Source organism: Microbacterium sp. CJ77, from assembly GCF_002911615.1.
Lineage (GTDB): Bacteria > Actinomycetota > Actinomycetes > Actinomycetales > Microbacteriaceae > Microbacterium.
Genome location: NZ_PQBR01000025.1, coordinates 1 through 22,091, shown reverse-complemented (window position 1 = coordinate 22,091; position 22,091 = coordinate 1). Strand labels below are relative to the sequence as shown.

The 22,091-nt window shown below is 64.3% G+C and carries 21 protein-coding genes; 10 read left to right on the top strand and 11 right to left on the bottom strand.

Annotation, left to right across the window (positions count from 1 at the left end; all coding sequences use genetic code 11):
- Positions 1-65 precede the first annotated feature (65 nt).
- Positions 66-557 (top strand): substrate-binding domain-containing protein, encoded by a 492-nt coding sequence (locus C2868_RS17860; RefSeq protein ID WP_100809684.1) that lies wholly within the window; start codon positions 66-68, stop codon positions 555-557.
- Between the two features lie 42 nt (positions 558-599).
- Here the strand turns inward: C2868_RS17860 and C2868_RS14845 are convergent, their stop codons facing one another.
- From C2868_RS14845 to C2868_RS14820, 6 genes are all read right to left on the bottom strand, one after another.
- Positions 600-1,271, bottom strand: a complete 672-nt coding sequence (locus C2868_RS14845) for an HAD family phosphatase (RefSeq protein WP_100809683.1) — start codon at positions 1,269-1,271, stop codon at positions 600-602.
- 40 nt (positions 1,272-1,311) lie between these two features.
- On the bottom strand, positions 1,312-2,640 hold the full coding sequence (locus C2868_RS14840) for a M20 family metallopeptidase (protein ID WP_100809682.1): 1,329 nt from the start codon (positions 2,638-2,640) through the stop codon (positions 1,312-1,314).
- Positions 2,640-3,398: an ATP-binding cassette domain-containing protein gene (locus C2868_RS14835; protein ID WP_100809681.1), complete on the bottom strand. Its 759-nt coding sequence runs from the start codon at positions 3,396-3,398 to the stop codon at positions 2,640-2,642. The genes C2868_RS14840 and C2868_RS14835 overlap by 1 nt, the downstream gene beginning before the upstream one ends.
- A gap of 10 nt (positions 3,399-3,408) precedes the next feature.
- A complete protein-coding gene (locus tag C2868_RS14830) occupies positions 3,409-4,446 on the bottom strand; it encodes an ABC transporter permease (protein ID WP_146048086.1) in 1,038 nt (345 codons plus the stop codon).
- 5 nt (positions 4,447-4,451) lie between these two features.
- Entirely contained in the window at positions 4,452-5,447 is a 996-nt protein-coding gene (locus C2868_RS14825; RefSeq protein ID WP_100809679.1) for an ABC transporter substrate-binding protein, read from the bottom strand.
- Positions 5,448-5,771: 324 nt separating this feature from the next.
- Positions 5,772-6,500, bottom strand: coding sequence for a GntR family transcriptional regulator (locus C2868_RS14820; RefSeq protein ID WP_100809749.1), 729 nt, complete (start codon positions 6,498-6,500; stop codon positions 5,772-5,774).
- Positions 6,501-6,714: 214 nt separating this feature from the next.
- Between C2868_RS14820 and C2868_RS14815 the strand changes: the two genes are divergently transcribed.
- The 4 genes from C2868_RS14815 to C2868_RS14800 all read left to right on the top strand — a co-directional run bounded on the left by C2868_RS14815 (position 6,715) and on the right by C2868_RS14800 (position 10,816).
- Entirely contained in the window at positions 6,715-7,728 is a 1,014-nt protein-coding gene (locus C2868_RS14815; RefSeq protein WP_100809678.1) for an SIS domain-containing protein, read from the top strand.
- A gap of 85 nt (positions 7,729-7,813) precedes the next feature.
- Complete coding sequence (locus tag C2868_RS14810) at positions 7,814-8,635, top strand: PfkB family carbohydrate kinase (RefSeq protein ID WP_100809677.1); 822 nt, start codon at positions 7,814-7,816, stop codon at positions 8,633-8,635.
- A gap of 11 nt (positions 8,636-8,646) precedes the next feature.
- Positions 8,647-9,792: a mannose-6-phosphate isomerase, class I gene (manA, locus tag C2868_RS14805; RefSeq protein WP_157813851.1), complete on the top strand. Its 1,146-nt coding sequence runs from the start codon at positions 8,647-8,649 to the stop codon at positions 9,790-9,792.
- Position 9,793: 1 nt separating this feature from the next.
- On the top strand, positions 9,794-10,816 hold the full coding sequence (locus C2868_RS14800; RefSeq protein WP_100809675.1) for an ATP-dependent 6-phosphofructokinase: 1,023 nt from the start codon (positions 9,794-9,796) through the stop codon (positions 10,814-10,816).
- A gap of 554 nt (positions 10,817-11,370) precedes the next feature.
- Here the strand turns inward: C2868_RS14800 and C2868_RS14795 are convergent.
- A complete protein-coding gene (locus tag C2868_RS14795) occupies positions 11,371-12,057 on the bottom strand; it encodes a type 1 glutamine amidotransferase domain-containing protein (protein ID WP_100809673.1) in 687 nt (228 codons plus the stop codon).
- A gap of 112 nt (positions 12,058-12,169) precedes the next feature.
- Between C2868_RS14795 and C2868_RS14790 the strand changes: the two genes are divergently transcribed.
- Entirely contained in the window at positions 12,170-13,069 is a 900-nt protein-coding gene (locus C2868_RS14790; RefSeq protein WP_100809672.1) for a LysR family transcriptional regulator, read from the top strand.
- A 348-nt stretch (positions 13,070-13,417) separates the two neighbouring features.
- Here the strand turns inward: C2868_RS14790 and C2868_RS14785 are convergent, their stop codons facing one another.
- The 4 genes from C2868_RS14785 to istA all read right to left on the bottom strand — a co-directional run bounded on the left by C2868_RS14785 (position 13,418) and on the right by istA (position 17,985).
- A complete protein-coding gene (locus tag C2868_RS14785; protein ID WP_100809671.1) occupies positions 13,418-14,692 on the bottom strand; it encodes a HAMP domain-containing sensor histidine kinase in 1,275 nt (424 codons plus the stop codon).
- An 81-nt stretch (positions 14,693-14,773) separates the two neighbouring features.
- Complete coding sequence (locus C2868_RS14780; RefSeq protein WP_100809748.1) at positions 14,774-15,436, bottom strand: response regulator transcription factor; 663 nt, start codon at positions 15,434-15,436, stop codon at positions 14,774-14,776.
- A gap of 198 nt (positions 15,437-15,634) precedes the next feature.
- Positions 15,635-16,405, bottom strand: coding sequence for an ATP-binding protein (locus C2868_RS14775; RefSeq protein ID WP_036301803.1), 771 nt, complete (start codon positions 16,403-16,405; stop codon positions 15,635-15,637).
- A complete protein-coding gene (istA, locus tag C2868_RS14770) occupies positions 16,402-17,985 on the bottom strand; it encodes an IS21 family transposase (RefSeq protein WP_036301801.1) in 1,584 nt (527 codons plus the stop codon). Before istA ends, C2868_RS14775 begins: the two co-directional genes overlap by 4 nt.
- Positions 17,986-18,178: 193 nt before the next feature.
- Here istA and C2868_RS14765 point away from each other — a divergent pair, with 193 nt between their 5' ends.
- The 4 genes from C2868_RS14765 to C2868_RS14750 are packed head-to-tail and all read left to right on the top strand — an operon-like array spanning position 18,179 to position 21,781.
- Positions 18,179-18,703 carry a hypothetical protein gene (locus tag C2868_RS14765; protein ID WP_103663531.1) on the top strand — a complete coding sequence of 175 codons (525 nt, stop codon included), beginning with the start codon at positions 18,179-18,181 and terminating at the stop codon, positions 18,701-18,703.
- Between the two features lie 8 nt (positions 18,704-18,711).
- Positions 18,712-19,875, top strand: coding sequence for an efflux RND transporter periplasmic adaptor subunit (locus tag C2868_RS14760; protein WP_157813849.1), 1,164 nt, complete (start codon positions 18,712-18,714; stop codon positions 19,873-19,875).
- The gene (locus C2868_RS14755; protein ID WP_100809668.1) at positions 19,872-20,594 is read left to right on the top strand and encodes an ABC transporter ATP-binding protein; all 723 of its coding nucleotides are present in this window, start codon (positions 19,872-19,874) and stop codon (positions 20,592-20,594) included. Before C2868_RS14760 ends, C2868_RS14755 begins: the two co-directional genes overlap by 4 nt.
- The gene (locus tag C2868_RS14750; RefSeq protein WP_100809667.1) at positions 20,591-21,781 is read left to right on the top strand and encodes an ABC transporter permease; all 1,191 of its coding nucleotides are present in this window, start codon (positions 20,591-20,593) and stop codon (positions 21,779-21,781) included. The genes C2868_RS14755 and C2868_RS14750 overlap by 4 nt, the downstream gene beginning before the upstream one ends.
- Positions 21,782-22,091 lie beyond the last annotated feature (310 nt).

Below are 22,091 nucleotides of genomic sequence, written 5' to 3'. Positions count from 1 at the left end.
TCTCCCTTGATCGTGGACGCGTATTTCGTTGGGGTACAAACTATAAGGAATCGGCGCTTCGCGCGATGTCGACCCTCGAAATCGCTGCAGCCACCGTCGGACCGAGCGGCCAGTCCTCGCAGCCCCGACGTCGGCACCACTGGTCGGGCTCACTGGCCTGCAGGCGCCTCAGGGCGCGGGGGTTGTCCCACCAGTGGACATTCCCCGTCAACACCACAGCCGCGGCACGGTTCGAGAAGAAGGATGCGCCGACGGCGATACTCGCTACGGACAGCCTTGTGGCGCTCTCCGCTCTGGCAGCCGCACGGAAAGCTGGACTACACATATCCGACGACCTATCGGTCAGCACCTTCGACAACAGCCCATGGAGTGGGGGATTCGAACGAGCTCTGTCCGTCGTATCTCAGCCTGTTCGGGAGCTGGGAGCACTTGCCGCTCGGATGGTCATGCAGCGGGTGAATGGCCTCGACGATCCCGCACGCGAAGTTCAGCTCCCGAGCGTCCTGATTGCCAGACAATCGTCGCGGCAAGCGCCGCATCTTCGAGTCACCTCGTAGTTCCCATCAATCGACCACGAAACACCTTGTCGCACTGCGGACCTATCTTCTCCCGGAGGCGGTGGACCCCAGGCTGACCAGCCGATCCACGACGGCCGGGAGCAGGCGCAAGTCGCTTATCGAGGGAACGCCATCTCCGGCTCGTGTCGCCGCGCCAGGGCCGTACGCCAGCACATACATACCGGCCCGTCGGGCCGCCTCGACCCCGAAAGCGCTGTCATCGATGGCTATGCAGCGCTCGGGCGCGACCCCCAGGATCTCCGCCGCTCGCAGATACACATCCGGTTCGGGTTTCCCTGCGACGACGTCTTCAGCGCTCGCGATCTTTCCGGCGAACCGCGGGAGCAGGCCGACGAGGTCGAGACTGCTCCGAATGCGCTCGCGTCCACTGTTGGATGCGACGGCGACAGGGAGCGCGATCTGCTCGAGCGCACTCTCGATCCCGGGCACCGCGGTGAGCTCGCACCGGAACGCTTCCATGAGCCAGCCCGCATACGGATCATCCCATCCGGGTTCCAATCGCCGCCCGATCCGTCGCTCGATCTCAGCGACGAAGAACTCCTGCGAGCAGCCGGTGAACAGCTCCATCAGTTCTTCGAGCGCGGCGTTCCAGCCGAGATCGCTCAGTATTCGCTGCGACACCCTCGCGGACAGCACCTCACTGTCGACGAGGACTCCGTCGCAGTCGAACACCACCGCATCGAAGTGGGTCATCACCGATGAGGCCGTCCCGGGACGCGAACCGTCCGATTCGTCATCCCCCGCACCAACCCAGTGCGGTGCGAACGATCATGCTCGCTGCCGCGGGGATCAGATTTACGTCGACGAACTCGTCTGCGGAGTGCGCGACCAGGAGATTTCCCGGTCCGCAGACGAGGGCCGGAATGCCTCGCGCCTCGTAGAAGGAAGCGTCGGACTGCGCACCATTGGTTTGCGGTGCCTCCAGCGACGGCGCTCCCAGGGCGGTCGCGACGGTGTTGCGTGCGTCGAGTGCGATCCTGGCGAAATCCGACGAAGGATCCGTGTAGGCAGGCGGCCACGTATCGATCCACTCGAACTCCACGGGGTGAGCGGCGAGCCACGGATCCAGCGCAGCCGCGGCGTTGATGTGCGCCTCGATCTCCTCTCGGATCTGCTCCGACGTCTCCCCCGGCGGGAACGAGAGGAGATAGTCGAACCGGGCACGGTCGGGAAAGTACGGAGCCGCTGCAAACCCGATGTCGGCATGCAGCACACCTGGATGGATGATGAACGCGCCGGCGGGGAACTGCGGATGCTTCTTGGTGAAGGCCCACTGCTCTTCGAGCTGACGCATGGCGCTGTAGATGTAGAAGCCCTTGTCGATGGCGTTGACCCCGACGGCGTCCCCGCCTCCGCCTGCCCGGATGGCGAGATTTCGCGAAGCCCAGTGGGTGGACTTCCCTCGCACCGTGAGCGAGAAGAGGTAGTTGCCCGCTGCCGTGTTCGCGAGACGGAACAGATCGGCGCCGCTGGAGGTGGGTTCCGGGATGAGGACGGCGTCGACATCGAACCCGGCGTCGAGAACCGCGGTCGTGCCGAGACCGTGGCTCATCGTCTCTTCACCGACGACGGAGTGGATATGCAGATCCCCATCCAGGACGACTCCCACATCGTTCAGAGCCTTCACGGCGAGCCATGCAGCCGCATGCGCGGCCTTCATGTCCGTCGCACCCAGCCCGTAGAGCAGGTTGCCGATGCGTTCCGCCTTCCACGGGTTCTCGAACCGCCCGCTCTGGGGGGCGACCGTGTCGATGTGAGCGTTGATCCCGAGCGATCGTCCGGCACCGCTTCCCCGACGGATGCCCACGAGGTTCGCCCTGCCGGTCTCGGCTTCTACGGTCTGCGTCTCCATACCGGCGCCTCGAAGCCATTCGCCGAAGAGCTCGTTGGCACGGGATTCGCCGCCCGCGTAGGTCTCGGCGTCAACGCCCGGTTGCAGCGGGTTCACGCTGGGGACGGCGACGAGGTCGATCAGGAGGCGCTCGGCCTCTTGTGCGTGCTCCAGGATCGCCGCATCGAGCGCCTCGAGTCTGGCGGTGGCGTTCTCGTTGGTCGAGCCCATCACGCGGCCCCGCTCAGCCCGGTGATCGCCTTGACGAGGCTGTCAGGCGTGAAGGTGCTCGTCGGCGCGTCGACCAGGACACGTCCGAGTCGCAAGACCACGATGCGATCCGTCACCTCGAGGACGTGCGGGAGCGTGTGCGAGATGAAGACGACCGCGAGCCCCTTCATCTTCGCCTGTTTGATGACTTCCAGGACCTCGGCGGACTGTCGCGCACCGAGGTGGTTGGTCGGTTCGTCCAGGATGATGACCTTGCTCGCCCATGCGGCGGCACGACCGATGGCAACGGCCTGGCGTTGCCCGCCAGAGAGGCGCGAGACCGTTCGGGTCGAGGACGGAACCGCGATCCCGACCTTCTCCAGTTCTTGTCGCGCCACCTCGTCCATTCGCCGGTTGGCGAGAAACCCCAGCCGACCCCAGAAGCCCGGCACCACTTCCTCCCGCCCCAGAAAGACATTGGCGCTCACCGTCAGGTCCGGGGCGAGAGACGAGTCCTGATAGAGGGTCTCGATTCCGCTCTCCAACGCCTGCTGCGGCGAGTGCCACTGCACGGGAGCGCCGTCGAGACGTATTTCGCCCCGATCGGGACGGTGTGCCCCGGACAAGACCTTGACGAGGGTCGACTTGCCCGCGCCGTTGTCGCCGACGAGACCGACGACTTCGCCTGCCGCGACGGAGAAGTCGACGTCCTCGAGTGCGAGGACGTTCCCGTACTTCTTGGTGACACCCGTCACCTGGTACACGGGCTCTGCGTTCATGTCGTGCTCCTTAGCTTCGGGAATTGGCGCGGCCGATGCCCTGAACGGCGACAGCCACGGCAATGAGCGCACCGACGACGATCTGCTGGGCGTTGGGCTCGATGCCGATGAGGATCAGTCCGCTCAGCACACTGGCGGTGATGAGCGCGCCCAGCGCGGTTCCGGTCACGCGTCCGACCCCGCCCATGAGACTCACGCCGCCGATGACCGCTGCGGCGATCGCCTGCAATTCGCCCCCGCGTCCCGAAGACGGTGAGCCCGAGCCGAGACGGAAGTAGACGAAGAGCCCGGCGACCGCAGCGAGAATGCCTCCGATGACGTAGACCTTCATGAGGTGTCGGTCCACGTTGATGCCAGCGACTCGCGCGGCGAACTGGTTGGACCCGATGGCGTAGGTGTGCCGCCCGAACCGCGTCCGCGACAGCGTCAGCCACGCGATCACGAGAATGCCGAAGACCACTATGAGGGGCACGGTGAGAATCTCGAGGAACCGCGTATTACCCAGAAGCACGACCTGCTTCGGAGCGCCAGCGATCTGCACTCCGCCGGTAATCACGAGTGTCGTGCCCAGGCAAACACCCATCGTCGCTAGCGTCGCGATGAATGGCGCAAGCCGGACCCGAGTGATCAAGAGACCATTGACGACTCCCACCGTCGCACCCACGGCGAGCGCGGCGATGATTCCCACCGTGATGCTCAGCGCCGGATCCATCCCGCTCTCCGTCGTGCTCCGGATGGCGAGCGCTGCGGAGACTCCGGAGAGCCCGAGCACGGCGCCGACCGACAGGTCGATCCCGCCCGTGATGATGACGAACGTCTGCCCGATCGCCATGAGCAGGACGGGCGCGAAGTCCTGGAGGATGTTCCCGAAGGACGCCGTGGAGAAATAGCGCGGATTCAGCAACGAGAAAACCAACACCATCACGATGTAAACGCCGATCAGAAGCGTCTCTTGCCGCGTCGCGAGCTCCTTCCATCGTTCGCCCCTCCCCGAGACGATCGGGCTCGTCTCGACGCTCGGACTATTCGATTTCGTGTCGTTGGTCATCGCGTTCACTCGGCGTACTGGTACTTGCGGGTCTCGTCGAGGTTGTCGAGGTTCATGACGACGTTGGGGATCACGACTTCTTCCTTGATCTCGTCCTCGCCGACGCCGGTCGCCCTGGCGTATGCGAACTGGAGAGCGAGCCGGGCCTCCTGGGCCGGGTCCTGCGCGATGAGCGCGGAGATCGCGCCGGCCTCCAGCTCTTCGACCTGCGCGGCGTAGGCGTCGTAGCAGATCAACTTGACCTTGCCGACCATGTTGGAGTTGTTCAGCGCGGCGACGGCTCCGGTGCAGGACGTGCCATCAACGGCGAAGACGCCCGCGAGATCGGGGTTTTCCAACAGTGTGGTGTTGAGGATGGTCGTCGCCTCGGAGGGCTGGCTGTATGCGAACTGCACGGGAAGCATTTCCAGGCCCTCGTAGTCGTCGGAGAGGGCCTGCTCGAATCCCTCCACGCGCTGTGTTCCTGTGGTGTTGGTCGGCGATGCAGAAATCACCAGAACCTTCCCGCTGCCGCCTGTCTGAGCAGCCATCTCCTCGGCAGCGCGCTCGCCACCGTCGCGGTTGTCGCCGGTGATGTGGGACACGAGGTCGGAGCGGTCAGACACGGTCGTGTCTACGGTGATCACGGGCACGCCCTGAGCCGTCGCCTTGGTCACGCTGGGCTGAAGTGCGTCAGCGTCGGTGGGAACGAGCACGAGCGCGTCGAGGTCCTCCGTCAGAGCCGCGTCGACGAAAGGCAGCTGCGACTGAGGCGAGTACTGATCGGCAGCGCCCTGCCAGATGAGACGAATCCCCAGCTCCTCGGCCTCCTCCTTGGCGGCGATCTCCATGGCCCGGAAGAACGGATCGGAGGCGATGCCCGGGATGAACGCGACCGTGATCTGCTCTGATCCACCGCTGCTCGACGCATCGCCGCTGCCGGCGCATCCCGCCAGGGCGAGAGCGGACGTCAGGATCCCGACGCCGATGCCGAAAGATGCGTGCTTGCTGTTTCTGTTCATGATTGGTCCTCGTTCTCTGTTCGCCGTTGATGTGGATGAGGCTGCTGCGGAGGCCGGTGTCCACTGACGAATGAGGACGGCCACGTCCGACAACAGCAAGGCTGGTGCGGGTACAACCTCGCAAGGAGGTTGACTAGCAACTTAGAGCGATGTCTGACAACAAGTCAAGACATCAGACCATGCGTAATTGGACTGAAACATAGTTGGGCTGTTCGTGCCGCGGAACCACAGCGTCGTGCCCCGTCCCGATCCCAGCGCAATGTGCACCACGCCGCGCTCCAGCGAAGGGTGGACACACGGGTCCGACCCAGGGGCGCGCGAGCGCTATCGCTGCCGGAGCACGCTGAAAGACATCTCGCTGCCGCGGTGGTAGTCGGCCGCGTAGAGGACACGCTCGCCCTGACGGCTCATCCCGACCTCCTTCACCAGCAGCCACGGGCCCAGCCCAGCGAGCTTGTAACGCTCCTGCCACTCCTGCGGAAGGTCGACGGCCGAGATCGTCGCGATAGACGCGTTGACGTGGTGCCCATGAGTGGCGAGCGCCGCAGTGAGTGAGCCGCCCCAGTCTCGGTGCTCGATCGGGCCGGGCAGGGTGGACCGCGGGAGGGTGTTGGCGCTCACGACGAGTGGCTCATCGTCTCCATAGCGAATCCTCAGCAACCGAATCACCTCGGCACCGGGCTGGATTCGCAGGGCCTCGGCTTCTTCATCGTCAGCGGCGCCGATCGACACGTCGAGGACCGCGCTGCTCACGCGATACCCGCGGGCGGTGAGTACCTCTGTGATGCTCTCGTACTTGGTCATCGGCCGTTCCACCCGCAGAGAAACGGACGCCGAGATGAAGCGCCCCTGCCCCTGGATCGCATGGACGACATCCTCCTGCTCGAGCAGGCGCAGGGCCTCGCGCACCGTCGAACGCGAGACTCCGAACAACTCGGAGAGCTCCGACTCGGTGTTCAGTCGGTCGCCCGGCTTGAGCCCCAGCTCCGAGATCAGTTCCTGCACCTGGTCGTAGACCCGCTCGACCATGCTCGCTTTTCCTGCGGGGTTCATTCGGCTCACCTTCTCGGACAGGACGCGCACATCTCGTTCCTGACATTGTCAGACAGTGGCGTCGCGCAATGCCTCGACCATAACAACCGATAGCCGGAGAGCGAAGCATCCTCCAGCGCATTCGGGTCGATCTTCTCGACATGACCGACCTCATGTATGGTTGTCCGACATCTAGTCTTTTGATCAGACAACATCCACGAAAGGTATGAGGTGCATGCTGAACTTCGATGAAGCCCGCTACGTAGACATTCAGAGCGGCGCCGTAGGGCTTGCAGCAGAGATTCGAGAGGCGCTCAAGAAGGAGCTCGACAACGGTGCGAAGAACATCTTCTTCGCGGGCGCCGGCGGAGTGAACTTCTTGACGCAGCCGGCTGCGCGCATCCTGCAGACCAAGTCCACGTTCCCGACATTCATCGACATGGCAGCCGAGTTGGTGAACTCCGGCAACGCCAACCTGGGTCCCGCCTCGATCGTCGTCTTCCCCTCGGTCTCCGGCACGACCAAGGAAGCCGTCGCCGCGTTGGAGTTCGTGCGCAGCAAGGGGGCCCGCGTGCTCACGCTCACAGCGAAGGCCGACTCCCCGCTCGCAGTAATGGCGGACATCAACTTCAGCAACTTCTGCGCCGACGACACGTCCAGCGAGAACTTCTACCTGCAGACGCTCTTCATCGCGCTCGCGATCATGGACCTCCGCGGTGAGTACGACGGCTACGACGATGTCGTCGCTGAACTGCAGACGCTGCCCGAGCTCCTGGTCGAGGTCAAGCGGGCGTTCGAGCCGAGGGCCGAGGCCTTCGCTCTGGAGATCAAGGACGAGCAGAATCACATCCTCACCGGCGCCGGCGGTGCTTGGTACGAGGCCTGGTATTACGGCATGTGCATCCTTGAAGAGATGCAGTGGATCTGGACGCGGCCGGTCCACGCTTCGGACTTCTTCCACGGCACGCTGGAACTGCTCGAGGAGGACACGAGCGTCATTCTCGTCAAGGGCGAGGATGAGCAGCGCGCACTAGCCGAGCGAGTGGAGCGCTTCGCCCCGACGGTGACGAGAAAGTTGCGCGTCTTCGACACGAAGGACTTCGCTCTGCCGGGCATCTCAGAGCGCGTCCGAGCACTCATCTCCCCCATCGTGCTCGCCGCGATCTTCGAGCGCCTGAGCGCTCACCTCGAGATCGTTCGAGACCACCCGCTGACGACTCGTCGCTACTACAAAAAGGGCGACTTCTAAGAGGGCGTACGTTGAGGGGGCCCGCTGCGTTTGTCCGCGCTGGGCCCCCTCAACAATCCGACCGGAACCGCAACTGAGGAGCTCCATGCCACCCGAGAGACTCGACGTCGCCGTCGTCGGTGACAACACCATCGATCGATTCCTCGACGAACCAGAACTGGGCGATCTGGTCGGAGGGAACGCCCTCAATGTCGCTGTCCAACTCGCCATGCTCGGCTTCCGAGTGGGCTACTTCGGTGCCGTCGGCACCGATGCGAACGCGGACATCGTACGCACGGCCGCACGTGCCCGTGGCGTGGATCTCTTCGACATGGTCACCGCCGACGGCGCTACCGCGCTGACGACGATTCGAAGAGACGCCAACGGAGACCGACGCTTCGAGTCCGAAGACTTCGGTGTCACCGCCGACTACTATCCGGACGAAACGGCGATGGACCGAATCTCCACCGCCCGCTGGGTGCATGTTGGGATGCTGAGCCGGTCACGATCGTTCGGTGAATACCTAGCTCGGCCGTCCGGCCCGCCCATGAGCCAGGACTGCAGCGTATCGCCCGAGTGGCACAGCCTCGCCGTCCACTTCGCCTCCGCGAGCGAGGACGAATCCGCGGCCGAGCGGAGCCTCACTCAGGCGCTCGCGACTTCCGCCCACATCGCTGTGGCCACGCTGGGCGCGCAGGGCGCTCGAGCCGGGCAGGCGTCCATGCGATGGCGTGTGCCGGCGCATCCTGTGGACGTTGTCGATACGACAGGTGCTGGCGACTCCTTCATGGCGGGGTTCATCGCGGCCCGACTGCGCGGCGAGGACGTCGAGCAATCGTTGCGGAGTGGAACCGAACGTGGATCGTTCACATGCCAGTACATGGGTGGGTGGCCACAGCTTCCCGACGACGTGGATCGATTCGGATAATGGGGGCGCACATGCATCGTCTGCAGCCGACTCTGAAGGAATACTCCTGGGGCTCGCGCTCTGCGATACAAAGCCTCACCGGGCTCGGCCGTGCCGGGGAACCACTCGCCGAGATCTGGTACGGCGCCCATCCCTCCGGGCCCTCACACCTGGACGACGGAGGAACACTCGAGGAACTGATCCGCGCAGACAACGTGAGCGTACTGGGCGAAGAGGTATCCGAGCGTTTCGATGGCGCGCTGCCATTCCTCGTGAAGTTCATCGCGCCGGGGCAGGCCGTCTCGCTGCAGGTTCATCCGAACCAGGCGCGGGCCCGTGCGGGCTATTCAGCAGAACTGCACGATCCGGCCGGAGAGCGGATGTTCGTGGACCCACGTCACAAGCCGGAGCAGATCTTCGCTCTGACCGCATTCGAGGGGCTGGTCGGGCTCCTCCCTCTGGATGAAGCGCTGCAGGCACTGGACATGTTCGACCATCCGGTTGCGCGTGCGGCACGTGCGGAGCTCTCCACCCACGGCACCTCGGGTATCGCGTCGGCGCTCGCAACGCTGGCACGAGCCTCCACGACGGACGTCCACGAGGTCGTGGCACAAGCACGTACCCTCGCTGACCATGGCTCCGTACCCGCGCAGACTCTCCTCGCCCTCGCGGAGCAGTACCCGGGCGACCCCGGCGTCGCGGTCAGCCTGATGCTTCGGAAAGTGCACCTCGATCCCGGTGATTCCGTGATGGTTGCCTCGGGCGTTCCCCACGCGTACATGTCCGGACTCGCCCTCGAGGTGATGGCCAACTCCGACAACGTCTTCCGGCTGGGCCTCACCTCCAAGCGCGTCGACATCGAGGAATCGATCGCGAACGTCCTCACCGACCCCGCCAACGTGAGCCGCCCCCACGATCCCGACGGACCCGGTGCCCGAGTATCGGAAGAGTTCCACCTGCGCGTCCACGATCTGCGCTCCGGCGAGGTCGCGATCGCCGGGGGCGGTCCCCGAATCGTTGTCGGCTTGCGGGGGGAAAGCACGATCAGTGATGGGGTCCGCAGCGTCCCGCTGTTTCCCGGCGCGGCGGCCTTCCTTCCCCATCGCACCGAGGCGAATGCGGACGGTTCGGGAAGCCTGGCCGTGATCTCTGTGCCGAACGTTGTCGGACCACGCTGATATGAGGATCGGCATCGTTACCGGCGGCGGGGACTGCCCTGGTCTCAATGCGGTCATCCGTGGAGCGGTTCTTCACGGCACGAAGGCACATGGATTTTCTTTCGCAGGCTTCCGTGGCGGATGGCGGGGCACCGCGACCGGCGATGTGATGAACCTCGAACGCAGCGACGTCCGAGGCATCGCTCGGCTCGGAGGTACCATCCTCGGCACGAGTCGGACCAACCCCTGGGAGTTCGGTGGCGAACAAGCGGTGAAACACGTCATGCGCGAACAGGGGATCGACGCCATCCTCGCCATCGGAGGCGATGGAACTCTTGCCGTCGCACACCGACTTCACACCGCAGGATTCCCCGTTCTGGGCGTACCGAAAACGGTGGACAACGACCTGAACGCAACCGATATGACGTTCGGATTCGACACAGCCGTGTCGATCGCGACCGATGCGATGGACCGGTTGCGCACGAGCGGCGACTCCCACGGCCGCTGCATGGTCGCCGAGGTCATGGGCCGTCACGCTGGTTGGATCGCGTTGCACTCCGGTATGGCGGCCGGAGCGCACGCGATCCTCATCCCCGAGCACGCTACGACCACCGCGGAACTCCTGGGTTGGGTCAACTCTGCGCGCACCCGCGGGCGCGCACCGCTCGTGGTCATCGCCGAGGGCTTCGTCCCGGAGGGTGCCGAGACTGCTCATTCGACCAGAGGCAACGACGCATTCGGGAGGCCCCGCCTCGGTGGGATCGGCGACCGTATGGCCTCGCTGATCGAGGAACACACCGGGATCGAAACACGCGCCTCCCTGCTCGGACACATCCAGCGCGGAGGCGTGCCGACCGCATTCGATCGGGTACTCGCAACGCGTTTTGGAATGGCAGCCGTCGAGCTGGCGGCAAACCGATCATGGGGACGCATGGTTGCCCTCCACGGGACCGAGGTGGATGACGTCCCACTCGAAAGCGCTCTGGGCGCATCGAAACGGGTGTCTGCGGAGCGCTACCTCGAGGCGAGTCGACTTTTCGGCTGAGCGAGGCGCGAGCCAGAGGTATCGGCCCTCGGTCTCAGGTGGGCAAAGCGTGGGCAGCTTGACTGAACTAACAAATCGAACCCGCCAGAGCACGCGTCTCGACACACGAGGCAGATACGTGCCACGCAGACTGCATAACGCTGAGCGCCGAGTGGAATAGGCACGCTGGCCAGGCGGTCTCTTTGCCCACGAACGAGTCGGGACCAGAAGCATCCAAGCCCAACGAAGCCGCGTGAAACAGGCTCAAAACGGGCGAAAGTGGCGGAGACGGAGGGATTTGAACTCCTTGCGCAGCGGCCCTACTCGATCAGATGAGCGGGTTCGGACCCAACTGACGCGGCACAGGTCGACTGGACGCCCTCTTCGCTTGTACTCGTTTCCGCTCAATGTTTCTCAAGTTGTTCTCAGTTCGACGGTCAGCTCGAGGACGACAGGTACGTCCCGTCCCCTAGAAATCTCAATCGTGGACCGCACCTGCTGATAGACCGGCGTCCACAAATCAACCTCGACTTCGGGTGACTCGATGCTGACGATCAGGTTGCGCCGACCGTCGATCAGCGACCCGAAAGCACCTCGACTAGCGCCCGAGCAGTCGCGATGCTGGACTGCGGATTCTGACCGCTTACGAGTGATCCGTCGGTGACGACGGTTACCGACCAGGGCTTGCCAGACTCGACAAGAACACCGAGTGCCCTCAGCCGGGACTCCACCAGATATGGCGACGCGTCGCCGAGTCCCCCCTGGCGCTCTTCGTCATCGGTGAACACGGCCAATCGGCGACCTGCGAACGCGAGCGACCCGTCTTGGCGCACCGCGCTGAGCAGCCCAGCCGGTCCATGACACAGCACCCCCACGACCGCATCGCGGTCAATCGCGTCTATGAGGAGGCGCCCGAGGTATGCATCGAACGCAAGGTCGACCATTGGCCCGTGGCCGCCCGGCAGAATGATCGCGTCGTACTGCCCTGAGCGAATGTCCGCGAGAGCACGCGGGCGCGCGAGGAATCCGTCGATCGAGGCGAGGTACGCCTTTAAGTCCTCGGCGTGTTCCCCGACGAGGCTGCCAGGGTCGACCACCGGATGCACACCGCCTGGCGTTGCAAGGTCCACGTCGTGACCGGCACTAACGAGGCCCCGATGCAGTTCGACAAGTTCCTCTGCCCAGAATCCGGTCGGGTGCGCCGTGGAGTCTGCGAGCGCGATGGAGTTCGCGCCGGTAACCACCAAAAGTGTGTGTGCCATGTCTTCTCCTTTTCGACGGCATGCTTGGGCCGTTGAGGTTGGAAACGAGGTATACATCACGTAAATTTCTTATGATCCTCGGTGAAGATCACTTTTCTGATGGGAGCAATCGATGCCCGACCTCGATCTGCTGCATACGTTCGTCGTCGTGCACCGCGCAGGTTCATTCACCGCTGCAGCGACCCGCCTTGGCCTTAGCCAGCCTGCGGTCAGCGACCGGATCGCCCGTCTGGAAGCGGACCTCGGCACGTCGCTCTTCATCCGCTCGGTCAGTGGATCGGTGGCGACCTCCGCGGGGGAAGCATTAGTGCTGAAGGTGGCGGCGGCCGTCGACCGACTGCAAGATGCCTGGACTGCGCCGCCGTCAGGTCTCGACTCAACGGTGCGTGTTGGCGGGGCGAGCGACGTCGTGGCTGCTCGGGTGATACCGACGCTCGCGCCCCTCACCGCCGATGGCATACGGCTCGAGTTCACCCTGGGCCTGGCAGAGGACCTGCTGAACCAGCTCGCTCAGGGCGCTCTCGATATCGTCGTGTCGTCAGTGCGGAAACCGATGAAGGGCATCCGATATCGCGGGCTCGTGGACGAGGAATTCGTTCTGGTCGGTGCTCCGTCACTTGCTCGCAGCATCGATCGAGACCACCTCGCGACCGATCCGGCGACAGCGTTACAGCATCTCCCCTTGGTAGCGTACGACGCCGACTTGTCAATCGTGCGGCGGTACTGGCGTAGCCAGTTCGGTCACAGACCAACTAACAGTCTTGCATTGATCGTTCCCGATCTGCGCGGCGTTCTCACCGCCGTTGTGGCGGGCGCGGGAATCTCTGCGCTGCCGCGATACCTCGCCGACGCGGCGATTGGCGCCGGGAGCGTGGAGGTGCTTCACCGCCCGGGAGAGAGACCGATAAACACCCTCCACCTCGCGATCGCGGCTGCCACGCCGTTGACGGCCCCCACGACGAGGGTGATTGACGGCCTTGTTGAACGTGCGCGCGACTGGGACGTTTTCTGACTTGGCTTATGACGAGAGGTGGAAGCGCGCGTCGATAGTGAAGGAGCCCCTGTCATTGAGGTCTGCCCGAGAGCAGTCTCGTGTCCGAGCGCTCGGTCCTGTTGGGACAAGGTGCGGTGACCGTGGGTCAAGGATTTGAGCAACTGATCCGGCCGCCCAGTCGCGCCTCTCTGCCGCGCGTGAGACTGATGCGAGCCCGCGGAGCGCAATACATAGATTCGAGCATCCGTCAGCCGTGCCAACCACGCGCGCAGATCGGCTGGTGCCGACCTGACTGAAGACCGCGTCCTGGCGCAACGTCGACGTGCCACTAAGCACTTCCACCAGGATCGAATGGGCCGGTTAGCCTTATCTACGCGACGGGGCTCGAGAAGCTCCGTCGCGTGCTCGAGGTAGTTCGAGCTCAGACGGAGTTAGGGCTGGCGCCCCACGCGAACGTTCCGATTGGCGGTTTTCGCCTGAAGGGAACGTGACGGTGGCGACAAGCCCTCCTTCTCGTCCTGGCTCGAGCCCCAAGTGGGCGTCGTGACGGTCGGCAATAGCCTCGATTATCGAGAGCCCGAGCCCACGTCCTTTCGACGTGGATGCCGTCGAGCGACCCTGCAGTCGAAAGAAAGGTGACGTCAGCGAATCGATTGCGGACTCGGGAACGTGGGCCCCGCTGTTCTTCACCTGGAGAACCGGGCAGCCCCTGCGTTCGAGGGAAGTAGTGACCACTATCCACCCGCCCTCCGAGTTGTGCCGGATTGCGTTTTGAATCAGGTTCAGCACCAGCTGACGGAGGAGGGTCGGGTCAGCGTTGACCGTCGCCGCCGAGAGCCGGTAATCAATCCGGATGCAGGCTTCGTCCGCCTCCTGTGCGACATCGGCGAGGACGAAGGATACGATCTGCTCCAGCTCGACAGGCTGTTGCACTGGGCGGGCAGCCTCGACCTCACTGAGGTCAAGGAGCGATTCAACCGTTTGAATGCTCCGCTCGTTAGTTTCTCGCAGGCGCTGAAGAAGGGGACGTTCGGCGTCCTCCGCGCCCGCGAGCGCGACGTCGAGCATCGCGCGAGTCGTCGCGAGGGGCGTCCTCAGTTCATGAGATGCGTTTGCCGCGAATCGACGATAAGTTGCGAACGAGCGCTCGAGTCCCTCCAGCATCTCGTCAAAGGTGTCTGCAAGATCAGAGATCTCGTCTCGTGGACCTCGTAGCGAGATGCGATGGTCAAGGTGCCCTCGGGCTGCCCGATGAGCCGCTGCATTCACCTCTTGCAACGGTCGCAGCATGCGTCCGGAAACAACCCACCCTACCCAACCGCCTCCTACCGCGAGGAGCACGAGGAGGATGCATGCGATGACGAGGATGAGTCGTAGCACATCGTCGCGAGATGACACGACGTAGCCCGGAGTCAGAGCCGTGCTCGCGATCCCCGGGTCGACCTCACCGACGGCGGGCGGGCCAGTCGTCCTGACTGAGGGCACTGCGAACGTGTATGTGGGCAAGAAGCCAACCACCAAATACACCACGAGCATCATGAGCGCGCCCGCCAGGGTGAGCAGCCCCGCGTAGGTGTAGGCCAGGCGAGCACGAAGCGTCAGCCGGAAGCGCTCCATGCGCATCCGGGGCCTCACGCGCATGAGGCATCTTCGTGACTCGGCGCGTTTCGTCGCTTGACCGTCTCTTGTTCAGTCCTCATTTAGCCCGACCTCCGATCACGTTTAGCCCGACCTTCCGATCACGTAGCCGCCCTGAACCGTATCGATTAGTCGCGGCTCCCCGAGCTTGCGACGTAGAGTGCTGATCGTGACCTTGACGGAGTTGGTGAACGGGTTTGCATTCTCGTCCCATGCCCGCTCGAGAAGTTGCTCGGCGCTGACGACGGCCCCGGGGTCACGCATCAGCACTTCGAGGACGGCGAATTCCTTGCGAGTGAGCTGGACGAACCTTCCCGACCGTGTCACCTCCCGACGCACCGAGTTGAGGCGGAGGTCGTTTAATTCCAGGGTTGGCGGCAGCGCCGTAAACCGGCGTCGGGCGAGCGCGCGGATGCGGGCAATCAGCTCAGCAAATTCGAACGGCTTCGACAGATAGTCGTCCGCACCCAGCGCCAGTCCCTCGACCTTGTCGTCGAGGCGGCGAGCTGCTGTGAGCATCAGGATCGCGGGTCGATCTGGGTTCACCGCGAGCCGATGGCATACCTCGTCGCCATCCACCACGGGGATATCCCTGTCAAGCAGGACAACCTCATAGTTGGTATCCGACACTGCCTGAAGCGCGGCCTCGCCGTCGTAGGTGACGTCCGCTGAAATCGCGTCGAGCGCCAGCCGCGCGCGAATAGCTTCGGCGAGGTACACCTCATCCTCAACAACCAAAACCCTCACGGTGATACTCCTCAACTCGTATTCCTATGCAACCACTGCACGGGTTCGCTGATCGTAAAGAGATCCCTTTACTCCCCTGCGACCGGGCTCACCGCCTATGGCGCGTAGCGCTTCTTGGTAGCGCGAGTCTGGCGAGTTGGTAGCGGTGTTGGGTGGTGTTGGTAGCGGCCCGGCCGTCGCTGACCGGGCCGCTGGTCGTTACTCCCAGTAGGTCTCTTCTGTTCGGGCGTGGTCGTGGCGGAGTCTGCGCATGTCGATTTGGCCGAGGTTGATGGTTCGGGCGTGGTTCGCGAGCCGGTTCACGATCGAGTCCGCCGCGACCCGGTCGGGTAGCTCGGTGACCCAGTGGCTGGGGCCGGTCTGCGAGGCGATCACGGTGGGGAGGCGGTGTTCACGGTTCGCGAGGATCGCGAACAGGTCGCTCGCGGCGTCGCTGTCGATCCCGACGGTGAGGAAGTCGTCGAGGATGAGCAGGTCGGTTTGCGAGAGCTCGTTGAGCAGCTTCTGGTGGGCGATGCCGTCGCCGCGGGCGATGACGAGCCTGCGGGCGAGGTCGTCCATGCGGGCGTAGGTGACGGCGTGGCCGTTGTGGCAGGCGGCGATCCCGAGCGCGCAGGCGAGGTAGGTCTTCCCGCCGCCGGTCGGGGAGATGATGAGCAGGTTCATCGGGTCGGCCCGCCAGTCGTGGGCGGCGTAGCGGCGCATCCGGACGGGGGTGATCCCTCGACCGTCCCGGTAGTCGATCTCCGCGACTGTCGCGTGCGGGATCGGGAACCCGGCCTGCCGGGTCAGCTTCTCGACCTTGTGTGCCCGCCGCTGTTCGAGCGCGTCGTCGACGGCGGTGAGGAACAGCTGCTCCGGGGTGAGGGTGTCGTTGACCTCGTCGGCGATGAGTTCCTCGAGGCGGGTCGCGACGTGCGTGACCCGTAGTGCCCGGAACTTCTCGTAGTCGATGCTCGTGAACGTCACCGGTCCGCCTCCCCGCTGGTGGCGTAGTGCGACGCGTCGCGGACGAACACGTCCGGGCCGTCGGCGACGTCGCCGCCGCGTTTCCGTGTCGACGCGGCCGGTGTCGCTGGTCGGGGCTTCTTGGTGTCGCTGTCGATGCCGGCCATGATCCGCTTCAGCGTCGTGTAGGTCGCCTGACCGCCCCGGTTGATCAGCTCCTGGCAGGCAGCTTCGAGTCGTTCCCGGTTCTGTTTCCCCAGCCCGCTGAGCACGTTCTGGCAGTCGAGGTAGCCTTGCGCCTCGATCTTCTGCCGGTCCAGGATCTGCTCGATCACCTCCACTGTCGCGGGTCCGAAGCTGCGGGCCCGGTCGGTGAACCAGCGTCTGGACCACAACCCGTCGATGTTGCGGTGCTGCGGCGGGACATGCTCGGGCAGCGTCGAGTACTGCCCCTTCCGGCCGACGAGGCGACGGTGTTCGCAGACGATGTCGTGGCCGTCGAACACGGTCACCCGGGTCTGCGTGAACCGGACCCGCAGCAACTGTCCGGCCAGCCGGTAGGGGACGGAGTAGCGTTGCGAATCCGCGGTGACATGGTAGTTGCGGCCGGCCTTGAGCTCCTTCCAGGTCACTTCCTCGAACGCGGCGTCGGGCAGCGCCGCGAGCAGGTGCGCCTCCTCGGCAGTGAACCGCTCCCACCGGGTCGAGTCGTCCGCCCGGCGCAGGTCGTGATTGATCTCCCGCACCCGCTCATCGATCGCGTCGTTGAGCTCGGACAGGGTCGTAAAGACGTCGTCCTCGAGGTAGCCGATGACACGCTTGTTGACGACGTTGACCGCGTTCTCGGCCGCCGCCTTGTCTCTCGGGCGCTTCGCCCTGGCGGGGACGATCGCGGTGCCGTAATGATCGGCGAGCTGCTGATAGCGGGCGTTGACCACTCGCTCCGCGTCGCCCTTGCGCGCCTGATGCGTCGAGGTCGCCGGGTTGTCCGGCACGACGATCTGCACTACTCCGCCATAGGACGCGAACGCCCGCACGTGCGCGTCCAGCCACGCCTCCGACCGCATGTCCGCGTAGGCGCGGCAGAACAACGCGCCCGAGAACGGCAGCACCGCGACGAACAGCACCGCCCGGGTGATCTCGCCGGTGACCGCGTCGACCAGGTCGATCGTGTCACCAGCCCAGTCCACGAGCATCGCCCGCCCCGGCTCGTGATGCAGCGTCGCGACCAGATCATTGGTGCGGACGTAGTCGGCGAACAGGGCGCAGAACTGCGAGTACCCATACTTCTTCCCCGCCCCACGCGCATCGGTGTAACGACGCCACGCCTGCAGCAACGTGAAGTGCCGGTTCTGCCGCATCGACGCCAGCACCCGCGCCAGATCCGGCTGGTCGTACTCGTCCGACACCCGCCGGCGCCCGTCCGGGAACCACTCCGCCAACTCGCGATCGCTGACCGCGATCGCCGACTCGATGCCATGCTCGACGATCGCCTGCCTCACACGCGCGACATCGCGATGCGAGCACCCCACGACCTCGGCCACGTCCCGGTAGCTGCGCCGCTCCAGCAGCAACGTGAGAATCCTCCGGTAGTCCGTCATGTTCCGCCTTCCACACAAGAACGGCGACGCCCATGCGTCACCGTTCCCTCAGCAGAGCACCACACCCCAGCCCGAGCGCTACCAACTCGCCGGAAAGCCGCTACCGACTCCGTGGACTCGCGCTACCAGGAAGCGCTACGCGCCAGCCTACTTGGCTGTGCCCACAAACGGGCCCACTCGAAAGGACATCTTCATGCGAAACATACGTAACCGTGGCTTGCACGCCCTTGCGGGCGTCGTGTTGCTGACCGGACTCGTCGCCTGCGCGCCCTCGCCCGCCACCGAGAAACCCGGCGAACTGGACTCTTCAAGTCAGCAACAGGATTACGAGGAGTGGCAGCTCGCCTGGGAGAAGTGCGTCGGGGATCAGGGAGTCGACCTCTCACAGTTCATGGTCAAGGCCGGCGAGGCTGGCGATGAGGGCTCGGCTCCGCCGCCTAAGCCGACTGAAGCCGATCGGGTCGCGATGGAAAAGGCGATGGAGTTCTGTGACGAGGAACTCGGGCAGGCTCCCACTCGGGACGACCTCCCGTCTAGCGAAGAGATGAATGAGATGGGACTCCTCCTCGCGGCATGCATGCGTGAAGCAGGATACGACTTCCCGGACCCTGAGATCGGTCCCGGCGGCACTGTCGCGGCGATGCCTTCCGGTGATTACGCACCCGAGGATCTGGACAAGTGCATCGAAGAAGCCGGATATCCAGGAGCGGAAGGATGAAGCGGCGAGTGACCCACCTCAAGCGCCCTCAGCATCCAAACGAATCCCCGGATGCGCTTCCAAGCCTTGAATCCTCTGATTCCGTGAAGGAGGACGATTCAGAGAACAGATCCCATTCACGGGGTGCTCGCCGCGGATGGATAGTCGCGGCGACGAGCGCTGCAGTGGTCATCGCAGTTGTTGCGGCCTTCCTCCTAGCCAGGCCGCCAGCGGAAGCGAACGACGAACGCGGTGCGCCGCCGACCGATACCACTGAAGTCAGTCGGGGGGATCTTGTGGAGCAGGTCCGGCTTACGGGCAAACTCGAGTTCGGAAACATCCGTGATCTGGGTTCCCTTCTTCAGGGCACCGTGACGGCCGTCCCAACTCCGGGAACAGTGGTTGGACGCGGGGGGGAGCTGTTTCGAGTGGACAACACCCCGGTGATCCTGATGCTGGGAGGGCTTCCTGCCTGGCGCGAGTTCGCTGAAGGGATGAGCGACGGCCCCGACGTTCGACAGCTTGAAGAGAACCTTGCTGCCCTCGGATTCTTCGGCGAAACACCCGATGAAAAGTTCAGGTGGTCAACCATCGTCGCCATCAGGAAGTGGCAGAACGCCCGTGGGCTCGAACGAACGGGAAGGATCGAGCAAGGTCGAATTGTGTTCGCGCCTGCGGACCTGCGAATACAGGACGTGGTGGCGGGCGTCGGAAGTGGAGCGGGCGGCGTAGTTCTGAAGGTTTCAGACACGAGCAAGCAGGCCAGCATCGACCTCGATCCGAGCATGGCAGCCAACGCTCCGCTGGGTGCGAAGGTAGTTGTCCAGCTCCCGAACGGAACGTCGGCCGAAGGAACCATCACTGCAGTTGGCTCGCCAGTCGAACGTGATAGCCCGAACGGTGGCACCTCGCTGAAGCTTCCACTGACACTCGTGCTCGATGACCCTTCTGTGGCGGCAGCTTTCGATACCGTGACGATCAGTGTCACCTTGCGCGACGTGATCGCCGAGGATGTGCTCCTCGTGCCGGTCACGGCGCTTCTCGCCGACGTCGGCGGAGTGTCGGCGGTTGAACGCGTCGGAAAGAACAAGAGCGAGGTCGTGCCCGTCGAGCTCGGAAAGTTCGCCGACGGAATGGTGGAGATCGTAGGTGGCGATGTCGCTGAGGGCGATGCAGTGGCGGTCGCAAAGTGAACGCCGTGATCGATCTTGCCAGGGTGACCCGTTCGTACGGGTCGCCCCCCACCCTCGCCTTGCGCGGTGTAGACCTCCGCATCGACAGGGGAGAGATGGTGGCCATTGTGGGCCCGAGCGGCTCGGGAAAGTCCACTCTGCTGAACCTGATGGGCACTCTTGACCGTGCGACGTCGGGACGCACATGTATCGCGGGCCATGACGTGGCGGAGCTTGGAGACGCTGAGCTGTCTGCGCTGCGCGCATATACGATCGGGTTCATATTCCAGCAGTTCCACCTCGCTGACGGCGTCACAGCCTTGGACAACGTCGCCACCGGGCTGATGTACACCGGTGGTCCCGTCGCGGAGCGAAGACGGCGTGCAGCGCTTGCGCTGGAGCGCGTAGGGCTGAAGCATCGCCTGCGCCACCAGCCCCGCCACCTGTCGGGAGGTGAACGCCAGCGTGTAGCTATAGCGCGAGCGGTCGTCGGGAAACCTGACCTGCTGCTTGCGGATGAGCCCACAGGAAGTCTCGACAGCCGGTCAGGGGCAGCAGTGGTGGAGATCCTGAGGGAACTGAACGAGGCAGGAACCACCGTGGTGGTCATCACCCACGATCAAGACCTCGCCGACAGGATGCCTCGACAGGTGCGCATCAGGGATGGAGAAGTCGTCAGTGACTCCGGTTCGGCGTTACGTAAGCTCGAGGTTCCCCCGGATCTGGAGGTGCTCACATGAGCAGATTCCTGCAGTCCCGCCTGCGTACTTCCGACCTGCTCAAGCTCGGTTTCCATGGGCTCAGGGCCAATCCCCTTCGCGCGGCGTTGTCAGCCCTCGGCATTGCGATAGGGATTGCGGCGATGGTCGCGGTGATCGGCATCTCGACATCCAGCGAGGCGCTCGTCAAGGAACGACTTTCGTCCCTCGGCACCAATCTCTTGACCGTGACCGCCGGATCAGACCTGTTCGGCTCCGATTCGAAGCTGCCTGCAGACGGCATTCAGCGAGTCCGCAATCTGTCCGGCGTCGAAACGGCAACTTGGACCGCGGCCCTCGCCGAGGTCAACGTCTACCGGAACCCCTCGATCGACGCGGAGGCAACGGGAGGTTTGACAGTTCTTGCCGCAGGAGACGAACTCCTGCCGGCGACCGGATCCAGCTTGCGCGCCGGTGTGTGGCTAAACCCTGCGACCGCAAACCTGCCGACCACAGTCTTGGGGGCGAAAGCAGCCGAGCGCCTCGGCATCCGCACGATCGGGAGCCAAGTATCGCTCGGGGGTCGGCTGTTCACTGTAGTAGGCATCTTGGAACCAGCTCCGCTCGCCCCTGAACTTGATGTCGCCGCACTCATCGGCGGCGAGATCGCCGGAGAGCTGTTCGTCTTCGATGGATCACCCACGACTATCTATGAGCGCTCCAGCGACGAGTCGGTTGCGGTCGTACGCGAGCTCCTCCCGCGGACAGTGAACCCTGAGTCACCCAACGAGGTGAAGGTGAGCCGTCCATCGGATGCACTCGCGGCGAAGAACACTATCGACCAAGCTTTCACAGGCCTCCTCGTAGGAGTGGGATCGATCGCGCTCCTGGTGGGCGGTATCGGCGTGGCGAACACGATGGTCATCACGGTACTTGAACGACGACGCGAGATCGGACTGCGCCGAGCGATTGGGGCTACCCGGGGGCACATCCGTTCCCAGTTCCTCGTGGAGGCTGTGCTGCTCGCTTCTCTTGGTGGGCTAGGGGGGTCGTTGATCGGCTGGTTGATCATCTGGCTGGTCGCCACCGCAAACGGATGGCTCGTTTCCATTCCGCCGTATGTATTGGTCGGGGGCGTGATCGTGACGATGCTCGTCGGGGCAATCGCTGGCTCGCTCCCGGCAATGCGCGCTGCTCGTACATCGCCAACCGCCGCTCTGAGTTCGTGAGTGGTCGTGGCCGGCTGCTATTCATGCAACCGGCCACGACCACGGAAGTCGGTGTCGTTCGAAGCCTGGGGCCACGGACTGTTCGCGTGGTCCGGGTGGTCGCGAGAGTACGCCTGTCTAGGCTCATCTGTGGGCGCGGGACACGGCGCAGAGTCCAACTGCGCAATCTTCGCTTTGGCGTTCCGCAATCCGCGCAGGCTCTTCGTCGATCTGCCCGATCTCGACAACTGGACGTTGAGGTCACTTCGGCGAGGTTAAGCGCGATCGGCGCATACCTGATTCGAGTCGCTGGCCTCAGCATCGAACCGTC